The sequence below is a fragment of the Pseudofrankia inefficax genome (genome assembly GCF_000166135.1).
GTDB classification, from domain to species: domain Bacteria; phylum Actinomycetota; class Actinomycetes; order Frankiales; family Frankiaceae; genus Pseudofrankia; species Pseudofrankia inefficax.
Genome location: NC_014666.1, coordinates 7,347,764 through 7,365,717, shown reverse-complemented (window position 1 = coordinate 7,365,717; position 17,954 = coordinate 7,347,764). Strand labels below are relative to the sequence as shown.

Below are 17,954 nucleotides of genomic sequence, written 5' to 3'. Positions count from 1 at the left end.
CACCAGCCGACTGGACGCAGGCTCGAGGAGGACCACGCTGAAACCGTCGACCGGCGGCCCGGCGCGGATCGACGCCCGCGCGGTCGTCCTCCCGCTCGCGCTCGCGCAGTTCATCTGCAGCTATGCGGCGTCCAGCCTGAACGTGGCCATCTCCGCGATCGCGAAGGACCTGGACACCACCGTCATCGGCGTGCAGACGACGATCACGCTTTTCACGCTCACCATGGCCGCGCTGATGGTCCCTGGCAGCAAGCTGTCGGATCTCTGGGGCCGGCGGACGTGTTTCATCGCCGGCCTGGCCGTCTACGGTGTCGGCGCGTTGCTGGCCGGGCTCGCGCCGGGTCTGGGCGTGATGATCGTCGGTAACTCGATCCTGGAGGGCGTGGGCTCCGCGCTCATGATTCCGCCGGTGTACATCCTCGTCACCGTGACCTTCACCGAGGTCAGGGAACGGGCGAGGTACTTCGGCGTGGTCAGCGGTGCCGGTGCCCTGGGATCCGCGGCCGGGCCGCTGATCGGCGGGCTGATCACGGGCCTGATCGGCTGGCGGGCCCTGTTCCTGACCCAGGTCGTGGTGGTCGCGTGGATCATCTATCTGTCCCGCAATCTTGCCGACCAGCCGCGGCCCGAGCCGCGGCCGCCCTTCGACCTGGGTGGCGCCGTGCTGTCCGCGGCCGGTCTGTTCTTCCTGGTGCTCGGAATCCTGCAGACCAACACCTACGGCTGGTTCGTCTCCCGCAAGGACTTCTCGGTCGGGGGAACGGTCCTGATCTCCAAGGGCGGGATGTCTCCGGTATGGCTGTCCATCGCCGTCGGCGTGGCCATCCTCGGCTGGTTCTTCCGGTACCTGCACGCGCGCGAACGAAAGGGCAAGGAGCCGCTGCTGCGCCGCCGCCTGCTGCGCAACCGGACGGCCAACCTGGGTCTTGGCATTCAGCTCGTCCAGTGGCTCGCGATGCAGGGCACCTTCTTCGTCATCAGCGTTTTCCTCCAGCAGGTCTGGAAGTACGACGCGATCCAGACCGGGCTGATGCTCACTCCGGCCAGCGCCGGGATTCTCCTGGCCTCGGCGGCCGCGGAACGGCTCGCCAGCCGGCATTCGCAACGCTCGCTCATCCAGGCGGGCTTTGTCGTGACCGCGGCGGGCATGGCCGTTTCCCTCGCCCTGGTCCGAACCACGTCGGGGAACCTGAGCCTCGTTCCCGGGCTCCTGCTGACCGGGCTGGGCGTCGGCGTCATGCTCACCGCCGCGGTCAACCTCGTCCAGTCGAGCTTCCCGGACAGCGACCAGAGTGACATCTCCGGCCTGTCCCGGAGCATCTCCAATCTGGGGTCGTCACTCGGAACGGCACTGGCCGGCTCGATCCTCGTCGCCGCCACGCACCCGGGCGGCCGGCCCTTCGCCCTCTCGCTCACGACGCTGCTGGTCATCACCGTGCTCGGCCTCGTCGTCGCGCTGTTCATCCCGAGCAGGTCCGACCGGTAGCCTCGCCGCGTCGCTCAGGACGCGGACGAGGCCCGTCGTGCCGGCCCGGTGTCAGCTGGCGGCCTTGCCGGCGAAGTACATGGCGACCAGGCTGGCGGCCATCAGCACGACCCAGAGATCGGTGAGGCGGCAGAGCAGCGGCGGTGCGTGCCTGACCTCCATGAACTCCCGCATGATGATCCGGACCTTGACCAGGGCGAGCGCGATCGCGCTGACCGTGACGACCGTGCTCGCGGCCGGGGCGCCCCGGTCCTCGGCCGAGTGGTCGATCCCGAGGTAGATCACCGTGATGGCCGACAGGACGAGCCAGACGGCGAGCAGTCTTTTGTTGAATGTGGTTCCCACGGTCACCTCACGACGTAGAGCAGAGCGAAGATCAGCACCCAGAGGAAGTCGACGGTGTGCCAGTAGGTGGCGCAGGTCTCGATGACCTCCTGCGAGCGTCGCCTCGGGCTCGAGAGCTGATGGACGAGGACGCCGAGGACGACGAAGCCGATCAGCAGATGAATGCAGTGGATCGCGGTGAGGAAGAAGTAGTACTGGAAGAAGTCGTTGCTGGTGAACGTGTTGCCCGCGTGGATCTGCCGGGCCCACTCGGCGATCTTGAGCCCGAGGAAGACGACGCCGAAGCCAGCGGTCAGGGCCGCGTCCCGCAGGGCGGTCTGGTAGCGGCCGGCGCGCGCCGTCTGGACGCACCGGGCCACCGACCACGAGCTGGTCAGCAGGGCGATCGTGCCGAGCACTCCGAGCCAGAGGTCGAGATGCGACTGGGCCTGGAGGTACGCGGCCTCGTGCTGGGCGCGGTAGTAGAGGTAGACGCCGAAGTACGAGGTGAAGATCAGGGTCTCGAAGAGGACGAAGAACCACATGCCCGCCTCGCCGGGCACCCGCTTCGGGGCCTTCTGCGCCGTCGGGGCCGTCGGCTGCGCGGTCGTCACGACGCCACCTCCGCCACGGCGCGCGTGCGCGGTCTGCGCGCAGGGAGGTCGGGCAGCGGCCCGGTGCCGAAGTCCTCGCGGATGATCATATTGCGGAGCAAGGTGATGAAGACGCCGGTGTAGAGACCGAAGACGACCACGTCGATCCACCAGGCGATGGTGCCGTTCCAGGAGAAGACGCCGTGGCTGACGATCCAGGACGGTGAGACGACGACCTCGGTCAGGGCGTTGCAGAGGTTCAGGTAGCCGAACCATTTGGGGAAGACGCGGTTCTTGTCTAGCAGGATCGCGACCATCCAGATCAGCGAGCCGACGAGAAAGACGCCCATCGTGCCGGAGAAGGACAGGAACCCGAGGTCGTAGAGCCAGTGCTGGATGGCCGGGTCGCGGTCGGGCCGCATGGCACCGACCGTCATCGCCAGGCAGATGATCATAAGCCCGGGGACCGCGCTGACCGCGTACAGAATCAGGTAGGAATACGCGAAGGCGCGGCTGACCGACATCCGCCGGATCGAGTACGCGATCAGCGCGGTGGATGTCATCGGGAGACCGCCGAAGACGAAGATCAACGAGAACCCGACCAAAAGGCCCTCGTGGCGGTGCGCGAACCAGGCGGTCGCCTGGCTGGCGTCGAACCAGGGCGCCGCCGGGGGCTGGGTGCGGGTGAGGATGAAGAAGACGACCGTGTACAGGTTGTAGAAGACGAGCGTCGCGTACCACATCAACCACAGCTCGCGCTTCGGGTCGCGGAGCCAGGCGGCCCGCCTCACGCGGCGGCCTCGATGCCGGTCCCAGCGGGTGCCCCGGTCGGAGTGCGCCGCATCGCGTTGCCCAGGACAACCGACATCACGACGATCCAGAGCGCGATGGCCACGTTCTTGACCCAGAAGGACAGGAACCCGTCCCAGGCGAACACGCCGCTGCGGGTCAGCCCGGCGAATCCCGCCGGCACCAGCGCGACCGCGATCAGCACGTTGAAGTAGGCGACCCACCGCGGGAACACCGGCACGTCCTGCTCGTCGAGGCCGATCGCCAGCGCCAGGAAAAGGCTCTGCGCGACGAGGAAGGGAACGCCACAGGTGAACGTGACCCAGGCGAGGTCGTTGAAGAGCAGCGTGAGGTCGGGCGAGCGATCCGGCCGGAATGCCGCCAGCAGCCAGAAGATGGTCGCGGTCAGGAACGTGATGGGCGCGGCGCCCGCGCAGCCGATCATGCAATAACGCAGTACCGGCGTGCGATGAGCCATATCGCGCATCCGCTCCACGATCAGCATCAGCATCGGGATCAACGCCACGCAGAACCAGTTGAGCAGGATCATGCTGTAGCGGATCCGGGCCGTGTGGTCACGGTAGAAGGACGCCACCTCGGTGGCTGAGGACCGCGGGGACATCGGCGGCAGGAAGCCGGGGAACAGGAAGAACGCCGCGAGCCAGATAACCGCGACCGCGGGTAATGTCCAGAAGATGATCGTCTCGCCGGTGGTTCGTCGCATGGGCGGCGAGAATAGCCGATCGGCTACCCATCGTCTAGCCGATCGGCTATCTGCCATCTAGCCGGTCGGCTACCCGCGGTCTGGCCGACCGGCTACCATGTCGTTCGTGGCTTCGACGACGCGTTCGCGCTCGGGCACGCGTCTGGCCGAGATCCGGCATACCCCGGCCCAGGTGCGGGTGATCACCGCCGCGTACGGGCTCTTCGCGGAGTACGGCGTGGCCGGAACGTCGTTGCAGATGATCGCCGACTCGATGGGGGTCACCAAGGCGGCGGTCTACCACCAGTTCAAGACGAAGGACGAGATCGTCGTCGCGACGGCCGACCATGAGCTGGTCGCCCTCGAAGCGGCCGTCGAGGACGCCGAGGCGGCCCCCGACCGGGTCGAGGCACGCCGGGCCCTGCTGCGTCAGCTGGTCGACTTCTCCGTCCGCAGCCGCGCCCAGGTCCGCGCCTGGCAGGGTGACCCGGCGATGATGCGGGTCCTCGCGCGGCACGAGCCGTTCAGCGGCCTCACCAGGCGGATGTTCGCCCTGCTCGTCGACGACGACAGCGAGACCGAGTGGAGCATCCCCGCCGCGATGCTCGCCGCCGCGATCACCGCCGTCGGCCAGCCGGCGCTCGCGGCGCTCGACCCGAACATCCTGCGGGACCGGGTCTTCCACTACGCCTGCCGGCTGCTCGACCTGCCCGACTGAGCCCCCGCCGGGGTGTGGTCCGGCCTGTCCGCGGCTAGGGTTGGGATCGGTGTGCCGGGAAGTCTGGTCGGCGCGGGGACGACCGTAGCGAGCTGGCGGCGGTGATCCGCTCGTCGTGATGGGGCTTTTGCGGTGCGCGCTGTAGGGATCGTTCTCTTCCTGGTCGTTCTCGCGACGGTCGTGGCGACCTTCGCCCGGCGCTGGCGGGTGCCGGCCCCGTCGATGCTCGTGCTGGCGGGGCTCGGGGTGGCGTCGATCCCGGGGGTGCCGGCGCTGCGCATCCCGCCGCAGACGATCGCGCTGGTCGTGCTGCCGCCGCTGTTGTACGCCGCAGCCGAGGAGCTGTCGCTGCGTGACCTGCGGGTGGTGTGGCGGCCGGTCACGATTCTCGCCTTCGGCCTGGTCTTCACCTCGGCCGCCGCGGTCGGCTTCACCGCCGTCGCGGTGACCGGCCTCCCCGGCGGGATGGCGTTCGTGCTCGGCGCGGTGCTGGCGAGCACGGACCCGGTGGCCGTGACCGCGCTCGGCCGGCGGCTGGCGCTGCCCGGCCGGGTCCAGGTGCTGGTGCAGGCGGAGAGCCTGTTCAACGACGCGACCTCGCTGGTGCTGTTCAAGGTCGCGGTCGGTGTCGCGGTGGCGGCCGGCGGCTCGGTCGAGCTGGTGGGGGCGGCCGGCGAGTTCCTGCTGCTCGGCGGCGGCGGGAGCCTGATCGGGGTGGCGGTCGCGGGGCTGGTGGGGCTGATCCGGCGCCGCACCACCGATCCGGTGCTGGAGACCGTGATCGCGCTGGTCACGCCCTATGCGGCCTATGTGGTGGCGGAGACCGCGCACACCTCCGGGGTCACCGCGGTCGTCGTCGCGGGCGTCGTGCTGGGCGGCTACGGCCACCGGCTTAGCGACGCGCGGATCCGGCTGCAGGTGCAGGCGGTGTACGCGGTGGTGGTGTTCCTGCTGGAGAGCGTGGTCTTCAGCGTCGTCGGCCTGGAGCTGCCGGCCCTCGTGCGTGACCTGCCCGGCGGCAGCGGCTGGTGGCCGCTTCAGGCGCTGGCGCTGGCGCTGGTGCTGGTCGCGGCCCGACTGGTCTGGACGCTGCCGCTCACCCGGGCGGTCCGGCCCAGCCAGGGCGCGCTGCCCTGGCGGGTCGCCGGGGTGGTCACCTGGGCCGGCACCCGCGGCGTGATGCCCCTGGCCGCCGCGCTGTCCATCCCCCTCACCGGGCAGGGCGGCGCCGCGCTGGACGGGCGTCCGCTCGTGCTGGTGCTGACCACGGCGGTCGTGGCCCTCACCCTGGTCGGCCAGGGGCTGACGCTGACGGCCGTGGTCAACCGCTCGGGCCTGGCCTTGGAGCCGGAGCACACCGCCCGCGAGGAGGCGGAGGCCCGCGACGCGCTCAACCGGGCGGCACTCGGCCACGTCGAGCAGCTCGCCGGCCTGGAAGCGCTGCCCGAGGTGGTCATCGACCGCACCCGTCGCGGCCTGGCCGCCCGTCTCGACCATGGCACCGACGGCCCGGACGGCAACACCCTCGACGCGGCCTACCGGGCGCTGCGGCTCGACGTGCTCGCCGTCCAGAACACCGAGTTGCGCCGCCTCTACGACGAACACCTCATCAGCGACACGACCCGCCGCCGCCTTCAGCACGACCTCGACCGCGAGGAGATCGCGCTCGGCGACGAGTAGGCGCCCCTGGCCCGGTACGAGCGCGAGTCAGGCGACCCGGCCTCGTCGGCCGGCGCCCAGGTGGCCGGGCAGGCGGTCGCCGCGGCAGGCGTCGGTGATGCTCGGGGTCGGAGCACCGAGCAGGAAGCCCTGGCCGAACGGGATGCCCGTCGCGATGACGGCCTCCAGCTCGGCGACTGTCTCGATGCCCTCGGCGACGACCCGTCCGCCGATCTCCTGCGCGATCCTGGTCAGCCCGGCCGCGACCGCGCGGCGCGCCGGATCGACGTCGATGCCGTGGGTGATGTAGTAGTCCATCTTGATGACCTCGGGCCGCAGGTGCAGGAGCTGCTCCAGCCCCGAGTAGCAGCTGCCGACGTCGTCGACCGCGATGTGGGTCCCATGGCCTCGCAGGATGTCGGCCACCAGAAGCAGGCCGCGGTCGTCGCCGATGTAGTCGTGCTCGGTGATCTCGACGGCCACCTTCGCGGGCGTGCCGGTGCCCACGACCAGGTCGACCAGCCCGCCCGTCGCCGTGGCCGGGGAGGCGTTGACGGTCAGGGTGACGTCAAGGGGAAGGTCCGGGAGCACCCGCAGGGCGTTGCGGATGGCCGCCATCTCCAGCTCGGGCCCGAGGCCGACCGTCGCAGCGGCGGCGAACAGGTCCTTCGGTCCCTGGATCGCGGTCGGGAACCGGGACAGTCCCTCGACCCCGACCACCCGGCCCGTCGCCAGCTCGACGACCGGCTGGAAGTAGACCTGTGGCCCGCCCTCGTCGAGCAGGCTGCGGATGTGGCGCCAGACCCCGCTGCGCATCTCCCACTGCTGACGGAGATCGATCACGAACTGGGAGAGGAATCCCGCGAGCAGCCGCAGGAAGCCGGCATCGCTCTCGCCCAGGGACGGGCACGGCTGCTGGTTGAGACAGCCGAGCATGCCGTAGGACCGCCCCTCGCCGTCGACGACCGGGGTCGCCGCGTAGGCGCCCATGTCGAACTCGGTCGCTGACGCCACCTGGGCGGCCCGGGGATCTGCCCGGACGTCCGGGATCACCGCCGGAAGCTCGCCGGCCAGAATCTTTCCGTACAGCGAGCTGGACCGGCGAATGCTCATGCCCGGAGCGATCCCAAAACGGTCCAGGTCGCCGCTTACCACCTGCAGGACGAGCAGGTCGCCCTCGAACTGGCCGAGCCAGGCCACGTCCATGTGCAGCCTGCGGCACAGCACGTCGAGCAGTTCGATGAGAACGGTCCACGGCTCCGCGACCTCGGACTCAGGCCCCAGACAGGACGCGCAGCGCCTCGACAACCGCTCCACCAGTGCGAGCTACCCCGGCAGTCCCGCCGCACACCAGACCGGTCGCGGACAGCAGCGGCCGGGCGGCGAGAGGCCGGTCGTCGCGACCCTCGCCGTTGGGAACCTCCGTGTCCAGAGCGAGGCGCGGCCAGGGTTTCGGCGGTCGGCGGCCGGGAACCCACCGTCGACGGTGTTTCTTCTCGCCGGTGATATTTATTCCGATTTGTCGCCGCCCTTTCAACGGGTCCTGAACATCACGGTCGAGATTCCAGAGGTCACGGTTGAGGGGAGCGGTATGACATCCGTACGGGAAGTCGCTCCGGCCACGGCCGCGGTGCACGACGAGACCCTTCGCTATCTGGACTTCGGCGACGACCGCGACTTCGCCGACGTGTATCGGGGCCTGATCGCCGAGCTGCCCGACGGCGGCGTGGTCCGGGGCGCGGACGGGCGGGTGGTCTGGGACCTCGCGGCGCTCGCCCACCCGGAGGACGCGAGCTCCCCGGCGACCGTGAACCCAAGCCTGTGGCGGCAGTCGAAGCTGATGGGAATCGGTGGCCTCTACGAGGTCGTGCCGGGCATCTACCAGGTCCGCAACCATGACCTGGCCAATCTCACCGTCGTGGAGACGGCCGGCTCCGTCGTCGTCATCGACACCGGCTGCGCCACGGAGACCGCGCGGTACGCGATGAGCCTCTACCGGACGCACCGCCCGGACGCGGGCCCGGTGGCGGCGGTGATCTTCACCCACACCCACGTCGACCACTTCGGCGGGGTGCTCGGCGTGACCTCCCGCGAGGAGGTCGCGGCCGGCCGGGTCTCGATCATCGCGCCGGGCCACGATTTCGAACGCCTGGCGATGGGAGAGAACATCATCGCCGGCAATGTGATGGCCCGGCGCGCCGCCTATGCGTTCGGGGAGTTGCTGCCGGCGAGCGAACGGGGCCTGGTCGGCTGTGGCATCGGCACCGCGGCCCTCGCCGGCGGGACGAACGGCTATCTCTCCCCGACCGACATCATCGACGAGACCGGGCAGACCCGGGTGTTCGGCGGAATCACCTTTGAGTTCCAGTACACGCCCGACACCGAGGCGCCCGAGGAGATGCACGTCTGGATTCCGGAATACGGCGCGCTGAGCTGTGCGGAGAATGCCAACCACTCCCTGCACAACATCCAGACCCTGCGCGGCGCGCGAACCCGTGACGCCGCACGTTTCGCGCACTATCTGGACGAGGCCCTCGAACGTTATGGCGACGCGGTCCAGGTGCACTGGGGTCCGCACACCTGGCCGGTGTGGGGCAACGCGAACGTCCGCGCGTTCCTGGAGTCACAGCGCGACGCCTACAAGTTCATCCACGACCAGGCCATGCGGCTGGCGAACCACGGGTACCGCCCCGACGAGATCGCCGAGCGGCTCCGCTTCCCGGACTCGCTGGCCCGAGCCTGGTGGAACCGCGGCTACCACGGGACGCTGAACCACGACCTGAAGGCGGTGTTCCACAAGGAGCTCGGCTGGTTCGACGGCAACCCGGCGACCCTGCACCCGCATCCGGCCAGCGTGACGGCGCCGCGCTACGTCGAGGCCATGGGAGGGCCCGCGGCCCTTCTCGACCGCGCCCGCGCCGCCGGCGCGGCCGGGGACTACCGCTGGGCCGCGGAGCTTCTCGACCATCTGGTCACCGCGCAGCCGGCCAACGCCGACGCGCGCGCCCTGCTGGCCGAGGCCTACGAGCAGCTCGGCTTCCAGGCCGAAGGACCGCAGTGGCGCAACATCTACCTGACCGCCGCCCTGGAGCTGCGCGACGGCGTGCAGCGCGGCCTGACGTCGCCCGTGCAGCCCGAGGTCCTGCTCGAGATGCCGCTGGACCTGCTGTTCGACTTCGTCGCGGTACGGCTGGACGGGCCGCGCGCCGCCGACCACCCGTTGGTCCTCAACCTGGAGGTCAGCGCCGAGCAGGGCTCGCTGCGGATCCGCAACGGCGTCCTGCACTTCAGGCGCCGCTGGCTGCCTGACGCCGACGCCACGGTGAGGTTGTCCCGGTCCGACCTCCTGGAGATCCTCGGCAGGCCGAACCGGGTCGACTCGCTGATCCGCGCCGGCGACATCACCGTCGACGGGGATCCCGACGCGCTGCGCGTGCTGATCGGACTGCTCGACTCCTTCGACCCGTCCTTCCCCATCGTGACCCCCGTCGACGGCTGACGAGGCTGTTGATCTGGTCGGCAGGCAGAGATCGCCCGAGGCGTTTCGCGGAACGTTGTGGGCGGGCTCCGGGCGTACGACTATGAGCCGATGACGGGATCACCGGCTGCCCGCCACGCTGGCGTCGTGTTGGCCGGCGGGCGGTCCGTCCGGATGGGGACGGCGAAGGCGGCGCTGGAGTGGCACGGGTCGACGTTCCTGCGTCGGACGGTGGGCATCGTCGGGCGGGCGGTCGACGGGCCGGTGGTCGTCGTGCGGGCGGTCGGGCAGCGGCTCCCGGATCTTCCCTTCGGGACGCTGGTTGTTGACGACCCGCGCGAGGACAAGGGTCCGGTCCAGGGGATCGCGGCCGGGCTGACCGCGTTGCTCGGCCGGGCCGAGAGCGCGTTCATCGCGTCGACCGACCTGCCGTTCCTGCACCCGGCCTTCGTCACGAGGGTGCTCAGGGCGCTTGACGGGCCGGACGGCCCAGCCGTCGCTCTTCCGGTCGCGCATGGGTACCAGCAGCCGTTGGCCGCCGGCTACCGGACGGGGCTCGGCGAACTCGCCGCCCGGCTGGTCGAGCAGGACCGGTTGCGCCCGGCGTTCCTCTTCGAGGCCTGCGCCGTGCTCCGGCTGGACGAAGCCGCGCTCAGGGCCGATCCGGTGCTCGCGGCTCTGGACCCGGAGCTGGACTCACTGCTGAACGTCAACACCCCCGCTGACTACGCGGCGGCCCGGGCTCGTCCAGCGCCGACCGTTACCGTGCGGCTGGTCGGTGCGGGCGGCGCCTCGGACCCGTCGCGCGGGCCGCGGCTGGTGCCGGCGGCCACGATCCGGGAAGCAGCCGACGCCGTTCGCCTGCCGGTCGGTCGGACGGCGCCGGCGGCGCTGAACGGCGTCCCGGTCACCGACGCCACGACACCTCTGGTGGCGGGCGACGAGGTCTCCTTCCTCGTCGCCGGCCCGGGTGACTGAACGCGAGACCGCGGACCGCCGGTGCCGCCCGGTGGACCAACCTGACCAAGGTGTGCTTACCCCCGGCGCTGTCCCGCCTGATCCGAGGCGCCGACTTGCCTGCGCAGACGCCGATCATCCCGGCTAGCTGGCCAAGCTGCTGCACCTTGATCGAGAACTGCGCAGGGATAAACGGGATAAATCGGGGCGCCGAGCGCCGTTTAGCCTGCGCGACGAGTGATCAAGGCTTCCCTGTGAGGTGCGAGACCTCATTGATCGCCAGATGCGCAGGGGAAACTGGCGGGTGGCTTGATCACCATGTGGTGATCAAGCCTCCGCCGTCCCGGATGTCGGCGCCGAGCCACAGGTCGGTCGCGACCGGCCCGCCGCGCCGGACGGCACCGGCCGGCGGCGCGACGGGGCCAGGCCGCGCCGTCGGCGGGTCCTCAGGCGTCGCGCAGGCGCAGCACCAGCCCGCCGGCCAGCAGGGCCGCCGCCGCCCAGGCGGCCAGTACGCCGAGGCCGGCCCAGGGGCCGATCGGCAGGGCGGACAGGTCGCGGGTCGCCTGAATCGTCAGACCGGAGGTCATCGGGCTGAGCTGGTTCAGGTGCCGGTGCCACGAGGGGTCGCTGACGGACGCGGCGATGATCGGGAAGAGGTAGAGCAGGCCGAGCGTGATCCCGATCGAGGCCGCGGTGTCGCGGACCGCCGTGCCGATGCCCAACGCGAGTAGCCCGATCAGGCCCAGGTACAGGACCGATCCGACGGCGGCCCGCAGGACCGGGCCGTCGGTGAGCGACAGCACCGGGAACCCGCGGGCCGGGGTGAGGCCGTGGGCGGGGAGCAGCAGGCGCCCGGCCAGCAGCGAACCGAGAACCGCGACGCTCCCGCCGACCAGCACGGGACCGGTGATCGTGACGGCCTTCGCCGCCAGCAGGGTGAGCCGGCCGGGAACGGCCGTCAGCGTCACCCGGATCATTCCTGTTCCGTACTCGGCGCTGACGGCCGTCGCCGCGAGGACGGCGACGACGGCCTGGCCGAGCTGGACGCCGGTGAGGCTGAGCTTGACGGCTTCGACGGAGCAGTCACCGTTCGGCCGGCAGTGGGTGGCGGCCGCCGCGGCCGTGCTGACCGCGATGGTCAGCACGACGGCGGCCCCGAGCAGCCAGGCCGGACCGGCGACGGTGCGCTGCTTGGTCCACTCGGCGCGCAGCGCCCGCCGGGCGGCCAGCGCCGGCCCGCGCCAGCCGGGGCGGGGCAGGGCCGGCGCCGTCATGCGTCCCGCCGGCGCAGCAGGAGGTGGGCCCCCACCAGTGCGACCACCGTCCAGCCACACAGCACGGCGAAGCCGGCCCACGGCCCGAGCGGGAAGTAGGTCGGCGGCGCGTAGTCGGACGTCACCTGGGCGTAGCGCGGAACGCTCTGCTGGATGGCGAAGCCCGCCGCCGGGGTGACCCGCAGGACCCACTCGGCGGCGCTCACCGGCAGCACCGACGCGACGCTCAGCAGATAGGGCAGCACGATGCCGACGATGACCGCGGCCACCGCGCCGGCGCCCCGGCGCAGGATCACCCCGACGGCGAGGGCGAGCACGGCGCAGACCGCGAGCAGCGCGGCGGTCCCGACGATGACCCGGGCCTCGGTCAGCCAGCTCACCGGGAGCAGGTACGCGCCCTGGTTGCGCGAGATCCGGTTGCCGACCGGGACCGCGACGGCCGCCGCGGCCAGGCCGGCCACGAACGCCACCGCGGCGACCACGAACGCCTTGGCCGCCAGCACCTGCCCCCGCCGTGGCACCGCGGCCAGCGTGACGCGGACCAGGCCGCGGCGGTACTCGGCCGTGCCGACCATCGCGGCGACCACGACCAGCACGAGCAGTCCGACGAAGGTGCCCATCAGGTGGTCCTCGATGGTGGCCGTCGCGCCTGGGCCGCCGGGAACGACGGGGGCGATGTCGCCGGTGCCGGTCACGGTGGCCTGGTCGACGCCGGTCTGGCGGAAGGCCATCGTGCCGTCGACCGGCTCCGGAGCCGGCCCGCCGGGGCGAGTGGCCGGGGCCTGACCTCGACCTGGCCCGCCGGTGTCGCCGACCCCGCTGGCGGTCCAGGCCGCGCCGGCCCGCGTGCCGGTGAGCCTGATGTGGTCGAAGGTTCCGGTCGCCGTGGAGGGGCCGCCGGACCCCGAGCTGCCGCCGAAGAACTGGGTCACCTCGACGTGCTCGGGTGAGGCGGCGAACAGCCCGATCTGGACGGTCGCCGGCAGGCCGGCGAGGTGCGCGGTGGCGACCTTGGTCCAGGAGACGCCGTCGGTCGAGTCGTAGCCGGTGATGTCATCCCCGGCGCGGGTGAGCCGAAGCCAGTGCGGGGAGGCCGCCGACACCGTCCCGGGCAGGCCGGCCACGTCGTGGGTGTAGTTCCACTGCATGCGGGTGCCGTGGCTCCCGGTGTTCGCCATCGCCGCGTAGGCCGAGCCCTGGACCAGGCTCGCCTTGAGGATGATCCCCACCTTGGACCACGGCTGGGGCTCGTCGACGCCGGAGGCCTGGGCGTCCCCGGCCGAGCCGGCGGCCGGAACCTGGCCGGTCGAGTAGTGGCCGGTCAGCGACGTGGCCCGGACGGTGATGGAGCCGTCGCCGGTGAGTGGCTGGCGGGCGAAGAGGAAGGTGTCGGAGACGGCCTGCCCGCCGGGGCCGGTCGGCAGCGCCCGGTAACAGGCCTTGCCCGACAGGTTCTCGCCGCAGCCGATGCTCATCCCGCCGGCCGCGAAGAGCCCGAACACGTCGATCAGCACGGCGGCGATGACGACGGCGATGACCCAGCCGCGCAGGGTGCGGAACTTGGTCCACTCGGCGTGCAGCACGGAGCCGAAGCCGGCCCGGCCGGTGGGCGCGCCCGGCCCGTCGAGCCGCGGCGGCAGCATGGTGGCCGTCATCGGACCGCGTCCTTCGCGTGCGCGCCGTCGACCGCCGGCCCGGCGCCGGACCCTGGCGGGGCGGCGCCGGGGCGGGCGGCGTACTCGACGGCGTCGCTGGTGAGGTCCAGGTACGCCCGTTCGAGGCTGACCTGCTCCGCAGCGACCTCGGCGAACGGCACGCCGGCCGCGCCGAGGATGGCGACGACCTCGGCCGCCGGCACGCCGGAGATGGTCAGGGCCTGAGGGCCGGTCAGGACGACGGTGCCGCCGGCCCGTTCCAACGCCGTCGCCGCGGCCGCCGCGGCGCTCGTGCGCAGCCGTACCCGGTCGCCGGCGGCGGCCGCGAGCAGCGCCGCGGTCGACGTGTCGGCGATCAGCCGGCCGCGGCCGACGATGAGGAGATGGTCGGCGGTGTCCTGCAACTCGCTCATCAGGTGGCTGGAGACCAGTACCGTCCGGTCGTCGTCGGCCAGGGACCGCAGGAAGCCGCGCATCCAGACGATGCCCTGCGGGTCCATGCCGTTGAACGGTTCGTCGAACATCAGCACCGGTGGGTCGCCGAGCAGCGCGGCGGCGATCCCGAGCCGCTGGCGCATCCCGAGCGAGTAGCCGCCGGTCTTGCGCCGGGCCGCGCCCGCGAGGCCGACGAGGTCGAGCACCTCGTCGACGCGGCGGCGGCCGAGGCCCTGCGAGTGGGCCAGCCACAGCAGGTGGTTGCGGGCGGAGCGGCCCGGCTGCGGCGCCGCCGCGTCGAGCAGCGCGCCGACCCAGCCGAGCGGGCGCGGCAGCGTCGCGTACCGCCGGCCACCGACCAGCGCCGTGCCGGCGTCGGGGGTGTCCAGGCCGAGGACGACCCGCATCGTCGTGGACTTGCCGGCCCCGTTCGGCCCGACGAAGCCGGTGACCCGGCCGGGTGACACCGTGAACGTCATCCCGTCCAGGGCCTTCGTCCCGCCGAACCGTTTGTGCAGACCGTCGACCTCAATGCTTGTTCCCATCGGACCCCTCCTGAGGCGTGCCATCAGTGGCAGCACAGGTTTCTGTGGCAGCCCGGTTTCTAGGGACCGGGCGCTGACAGGGGCCGAACGGCGGCCGTTATTTCGTTGTTAGGCCCGGCCGGGCACCCTGGAAGGTCAGGGCCCGCGATGGCTGAAGGAGGGGACTGTGATCAAGGTGCGTCGGACCGTCCGGATGCGGCTGACGGTGCTGTACAGCGTGCTGTTCGTGATCTCCTCCGTGGTGCTGCTGGGGATCACCAACGGGGTGGGGTCGACGTCGGTCTCCTCCGCCGCGGTGGCCACCCGTCCGGACCCGGTCAATCCGCCCGTCGGGTCGGGCGATGTCCGCATGTCGGTGTCCCACGGCTACCTGCTCGGGTCGCTGATCGCGCTGGGGGTGATGGCGGTCGTGTCGGTCGTGGTCGGCTGGCTCGCCGCCGGCCGCGCGCTGCGGCCACTGCGGGCGATGACCGCGGCCACCCGGCGGATCTCCGCGGACAGCCTGCACGAGCGGCTCGCGATGCAGGGCCCGAAGGACGAGCTCAAGGACCTCTCGGACACCATCGACGCCCTGCTGGAACGGCTGGACGGGGCATTCGGGGCGCAGCGTCGTTTCGTCGCGAACGCGTCGCACGAACTGCGCACCCCGCTGGCCACCGTCCGGGCGCTGGTCGACGTCGCCGCGGCCAAGCCGGGCCCGGTGCCGGTCGAGACGATCACGCTCGCCGACCGGGTCCGCGTCGAGCTGGACCGGGTGGACGAGCTGCTCGACGGCCTGCTGGCCCTCGCCCGTGGGCAGCACGGGGCGCTGCCGGACCGGGCCGTCATCGCCCTGGACCAGGCCGTCTCGTCCCGGCTCGCTCCCCGCGCGGACCAGCTCGCGGACCGGGGCCTCCAGCTGCACCGGGTGCACAGCCTGGAGGAGACCTGGATCGTGGCCAGCCAGCCGCTGCTGAGCCGGATGATCGACAACCTGCTCGACAACGCGATCCTGCACAACCGCGACGGCGGCTGGATCCGGGTCGCCACGGCGGTGTCCGGGTCGACGGCGCGCCTCGTCGTCGAGAACGGCGGGGACGTGCTGGCGCAGGAGGAGGTCGCCGAGCTGGGCCGGCCCTTCCGCCGGCTCGGGGTGGAGCGCACCGGGTCGGACACGGCCGGCGCGGGGCTGGGCCTGTCGATCGTGGCGGCCATCGCCGAGGCTCATGACGGCTCGCTCGACCTGCGGGCGCGCGCCGACGGCGGCCTGCGGGTCACCGTCGCGCTGCCCCGGGCGGCAGTCTCGGGCGCGGCGGACGCGGCCCTGCCGGGGGTCCCGGCGTGAGGGTGCTGGTGGTCGAGGACGCGCGCCGGCTCGCCGCCGTCCTGGTCGAGGGGCTGCGTGACCAGGCGATCGCGGCCGACGTCGCGCACGACGGTCTGGAGGCCGCGGCCAAGCTGGCCGTCAACAGCTACGACGTCGTCGTCCTCGACCGCGACCTGCCCGGCATCCACGGCGACACGCTCTGCCAGATGATCGCCGGGCGGGACGACCGGGTCATGGTGCTCATGCTCACCGCCGCGGACGCGCCGGTCGACCGGGTCAGCGGGCTCACGCTCGGCGCCGACGACTACCTGACCAAGCCGTTCCACTTCCCCGAGCTGGTGCTGCGGATTCGCGCGCTCGCCCGCCGCCGCCCAGCCGCCGCGCCGGCGACGCTGCGGGCCCTGGGCGTCGAGCTCGACACGATCCGCCGGACCGTCACCCGGGACGGCCGGCCGCTCGACCTGTCCGCCAAGGAGTTCGCCGTGCTGGAGGCGCTGCTGCGGGCCAGCCCGGCGCATCTCAGCGCCGAGGACCTCCTCGAACAGGTCTGGGACGAGCACGCCGACCCGTTCACGAACACCGTTCTGGTCACGATCGGCCGGCTGCGCCGCAAGCTCGGCGAGCCGTCGGTCATCGCCACGACGCCCCGGGTCGGCTACCGGATCGCCGGCGGTGACGCCGGTCAGGGCACTGACGCCGGTCAGGCCGCTGGCAGGTAGGCGTCGAGGTACTGGTTGCGAAAGACGGCCTCCGGGTCCCGGCGGGCGGCCAGGGCGAGGAACTCCGCGGCACGGGGGTAGCCGGCGCGGACCGCCGCCGGGGGCAGCGCGAACACCTTGCCCCAGTGGGGTACGGGGTCGAAAGGCGCCAAGGCGCGTTCGACGGCGGCGACGGCTGGCATCACCGTGCCCTCGGCCGAGATCCAGGTGAAGTGCAGGGCCATGACGTCGCGCCGGTAGGCCGGGCTGAGCCACAGCGCGTCGGCGGCGACCGTGCGGATCTCGCTGATCTGCAGCGCAGGGCGGACGACGGCGCCGATCGCGAAGAGCGCCTCGATCGCGGCGGCTGCGTGCTCCCGAGCGACGAAGTACTCGGTCTGCAGCTCGTCCCCGGCGCTGGGGGTGAAGTCCAGCCGGAAATGCGGCAGCCGCTCGTGCCACGGCCCGGGGACGCCGAGCTGCTGGGTCGTGTGCGTCGGGTCGATGCCCGGCACCGGATGCAGCGGGCGGGTGGCGAGCCGGGCGCCGAACCGCTCGGCGGGCGGTTCACCGTCGTCGCCGGGCCCGTCGACCCGCTGCTTGAGCCAGAGCTGGGACGACTCCGGGTCCCAGCCGGTGAAGACGCTGACGCTGTAGCTCGCGGCGAAGATCTCCTGGACGGACTCCAGCAGGGTGTCGCGGGTCAGCCCCTCGTAGACGAGCTGGCGGACCTGGAAGCCGGGCACCAGGTCGAGCGTCACCGCGACGGTGACGCCGAGGGCGCCGAGGGCGATGACGTGGCCGTCGAAGTCCTCGTCGCCACGGCGGACCGAGACTAGCTCGCCCGAAGCGGTGACCAACTCCAGTGCCGCGACCGACGTCGCCAGGCTGCCGTTGCGGTCACCGGAGCCATGCGTCCCGGTCGCGCAGGCGCCGGCGACCGAGATGTGCGGCAGCGAGCCGAGATTGCGCAGCGCCCAGCCGTTCGGCGCGAGTTCCCTGGCGAGGTCGCCGTACCGGATACCGCCGCTCACCGTCACGGAGCCGTCGTCGATCTGAATCCGGCGTGGCAGCCGCGCCGTCGCGATCAGGGTCCCGTCGGTGTCGGCTATCCGGCTGAACGAGTGCCCGGTGCCCAGTGCCCGGGCCTTCCGGGAGCCGGCCACGATCTCCTGGAGCTCCCCGACCGACTCCGGCGCGACGACCCGCGCCGCCCCGAACCGCACGTTCCCGGCCCAGTTGGCCGCCGCCGCATCGCGCACCCTCGCCGCCCCCTCCGCCGAACCCCGTCGCCGAGTCTGTCACCGGTCACGCGGCGTCGGGCCGGGGGA

At 72.0% G+C, this 17,954-nt stretch carries 16 protein-coding genes; 7 read left to right on the top strand and 9 right to left on the bottom strand.

From position 1 onward, the window contains the following. The first annotated feature begins 10 nt into the window (after positions 1–10). The gene (locus tag FRAEUI1C_RS29730; protein ID WP_013427086.1) at positions 11–1,486 is read left to right on the top strand and encodes an MFS transporter; all 1,476 of its coding nucleotides are present in this window, start codon (positions 11–13) and stop codon (positions 1,484–1,486) included. Positions 1,487–1,537: 51 nt separating this feature from the next. Here FRAEUI1C_RS29730 and FRAEUI1C_RS29725 read toward each other — a convergent pair whose 3' ends face one another. The 4 genes from FRAEUI1C_RS29725 to FRAEUI1C_RS29710 are packed head-to-tail and all read right to left on the bottom strand — an operon-like array spanning position 1,538 to position 3,916. Then, complete coding sequence (locus FRAEUI1C_RS29725) at positions 1,538–1,831, bottom strand: cytochrome C oxidase subunit IV family protein (RefSeq protein ID WP_013427085.1); 294 nt, start codon at positions 1,829–1,831, stop codon at positions 1,538–1,540. 2 nt (positions 1,832–1,833) lie between these two features. Next, positions 1,834–2,424: a cytochrome c oxidase subunit 3 gene (locus FRAEUI1C_RS29720; RefSeq protein ID WP_013427084.1), complete on the bottom strand. Its 591-nt coding sequence runs from the start codon at positions 2,422–2,424 to the stop codon at positions 1,834–1,836. Then, positions 2,421–3,194: a hypothetical protein gene (locus FRAEUI1C_RS29715; RefSeq protein WP_013427083.1), complete on the bottom strand. Its 774-nt coding sequence runs from the start codon at positions 3,192–3,194 to the stop codon at positions 2,421–2,423. Before FRAEUI1C_RS29715 ends, FRAEUI1C_RS29720 begins: the two co-directional genes overlap by 4 nt. Then, positions 3,191–3,916 (bottom strand): hypothetical protein, encoded by a 726-nt coding sequence (locus FRAEUI1C_RS29710; RefSeq protein WP_013427082.1) that lies wholly within the window; start codon positions 3,914–3,916, stop codon positions 3,191–3,193. The genes FRAEUI1C_RS29715 and FRAEUI1C_RS29710 overlap by 4 nt, the downstream gene beginning before the upstream one ends. A 97-nt stretch (positions 3,917–4,013) precedes the next feature. Here FRAEUI1C_RS29710 and FRAEUI1C_RS29705 point away from each other — a divergent pair, with 97 nt between their 5' ends. Next, on the top strand, positions 4,014–4,613 hold the full coding sequence (locus tag FRAEUI1C_RS29705; RefSeq protein ID WP_013427081.1) for a TetR/AcrR family transcriptional regulator: 600 nt from the start codon (positions 4,014–4,016) through the stop codon (positions 4,611–4,613). A 132-nt stretch (positions 4,614–4,745) separates the two neighbouring features. After that, positions 4,746–6,293: a Na+/H+ antiporter gene (locus FRAEUI1C_RS29700; protein WP_013427080.1), complete on the top strand. Its 1,548-nt coding sequence runs from the start codon at positions 4,746–4,748 to the stop codon at positions 6,291–6,293. A 27-nt stretch (positions 6,294–6,320) separates the two neighbouring features. Here FRAEUI1C_RS29700 and FRAEUI1C_RS29695 read toward each other — a convergent pair whose 3' ends face one another. Beyond that, a complete protein-coding gene (locus tag FRAEUI1C_RS29695; protein WP_013427079.1) occupies positions 6,321–7,589 on the bottom strand; it encodes a sensor domain-containing phosphodiesterase in 1,269 nt (422 codons plus the stop codon). A 274-nt stretch (positions 7,590–7,863) separates the two neighbouring features. Between FRAEUI1C_RS29695 and FRAEUI1C_RS29690 the strand changes: the two genes are divergently transcribed. Further along, positions 7,864–9,771, top strand: a complete 1,908-nt coding sequence (locus FRAEUI1C_RS29690) for an alkyl/aryl-sulfatase (protein WP_013427078.1) — start codon at positions 7,864–7,866, stop codon at positions 9,769–9,771. 90 nt (positions 9,772–9,861) lie between these two features. Then, positions 9,862–10,728 (top strand): molybdenum cofactor guanylyltransferase, encoded by an 867-nt coding sequence (locus FRAEUI1C_RS29685; protein ID WP_157735088.1) that lies wholly within the window; start codon positions 9,862–9,864, stop codon positions 10,726–10,728. A gap of 425 nt (positions 10,729–11,153) precedes the next feature. On the opposite strand, the gene FRAEUI1C_RS29680 is transcribed toward FRAEUI1C_RS29685, so the two are convergent. The 3 genes from FRAEUI1C_RS29680 to FRAEUI1C_RS29670 are packed head-to-tail and all read right to left on the bottom strand — an operon-like array spanning position 11,154 to position 14,619. Continuing rightward, positions 11,154–11,984 carry an ABC transporter permease gene (locus FRAEUI1C_RS29680; RefSeq protein ID WP_013427076.1) on the bottom strand — a complete coding sequence of 277 codons (831 nt, stop codon included), beginning with the start codon at positions 11,982–11,984 and terminating at the stop codon, positions 11,154–11,156. Further along, positions 11,981–13,639, bottom strand: coding sequence for an ABC transporter permease subunit (locus FRAEUI1C_RS29675; protein WP_013427075.1), 1,659 nt, complete (start codon positions 13,637–13,639; stop codon positions 11,981–11,983). Before FRAEUI1C_RS29675 ends, FRAEUI1C_RS29680 begins: the two co-directional genes overlap by 4 nt. Next, positions 13,636–14,619: an ABC transporter ATP-binding protein gene (locus FRAEUI1C_RS29670; RefSeq protein ID WP_013427074.1), complete on the bottom strand. Its 984-nt coding sequence runs from the start codon at positions 14,617–14,619 to the stop codon at positions 13,636–13,638. The genes FRAEUI1C_RS29675 and FRAEUI1C_RS29670 overlap by 4 nt, the downstream gene beginning before the upstream one ends. Before the next feature lie 166 nt (positions 14,620–14,785). On the opposite strand from FRAEUI1C_RS29670, the gene FRAEUI1C_RS29665 reads away from it, so the two are divergent. Together FRAEUI1C_RS29665 and FRAEUI1C_RS29660 are read left to right on the top strand one after the other, a co-directional pair. Beyond that, complete coding sequence (locus FRAEUI1C_RS29665) at positions 14,786–15,943, top strand: sensor histidine kinase (RefSeq protein WP_013427073.1); 1,158 nt, start codon at positions 14,786–14,788, stop codon at positions 15,941–15,943. Then, positions 15,940–16,644 (top strand): response regulator transcription factor, encoded by a 705-nt coding sequence (locus FRAEUI1C_RS29660; protein ID WP_198318655.1) that lies wholly within the window; start codon positions 15,940–15,942, stop codon positions 16,642–16,644. Before FRAEUI1C_RS29665 ends, FRAEUI1C_RS29660 begins: the two co-directional genes overlap by 4 nt. Here FRAEUI1C_RS29660 and FRAEUI1C_RS29655 read toward each other — a convergent pair. After that, a complete protein-coding gene (locus FRAEUI1C_RS29655) occupies positions 16,626–17,885 on the bottom strand; it encodes an FAD-binding protein (protein ID WP_013427071.1) in 1,260 nt (419 codons plus the stop codon). The two genes, FRAEUI1C_RS29660 and FRAEUI1C_RS29655, sit on opposite strands and share 19 nt — an antisense overlap. Between the last annotated feature and the right edge of the window lie 69 nt (positions 17,886–17,954).

Coding starts and splice junctions, on each gene's coding strand:
- FRAEUI1C_RS29705 (WP_013427081.1), top strand. CDS start 4,014: ATGTCGTTCGTGGCTTCGACGACGCGTTCGCGCTCGGGCACGCGTCTG.
- FRAEUI1C_RS29670 (WP_013427074.1), bottom strand. CDS start 14,619: ATGGGAACAAGCATTGAGGTCGACGGTCTGCACAAACGGTTCGGCGGG.
- FRAEUI1C_RS29680 (WP_013427076.1), bottom strand. CDS start 11,984: ATGACGGCGCCGGCCCTGCCCCGCCCCGGCTGGCGCGGGCCGGCGCTG.
- FRAEUI1C_RS29675 (WP_013427075.1), bottom strand. CDS start 13,639: ATGACGGCCACCATGCTGCCGCCGCGGCTCGACGGGCCGGGCGCGCCC.
- FRAEUI1C_RS29710 (WP_013427082.1), bottom strand. CDS start 3,916: ATGCGACGAACCACCGGCGAGACGATCATCTTCTGGACATTACCCGCG.
- FRAEUI1C_RS29690 (WP_013427078.1), top strand. CDS start 7,864: ATGACATCCGTACGGGAAGTCGCTCCGGCCACGGCCGCGGTGCACGAC.
- FRAEUI1C_RS29685 (WP_157735088.1), top strand. CDS start 9,862: ATGACGGGATCACCGGCTGCCCGCCACGCTGGCGTCGTGTTGGCCGGC.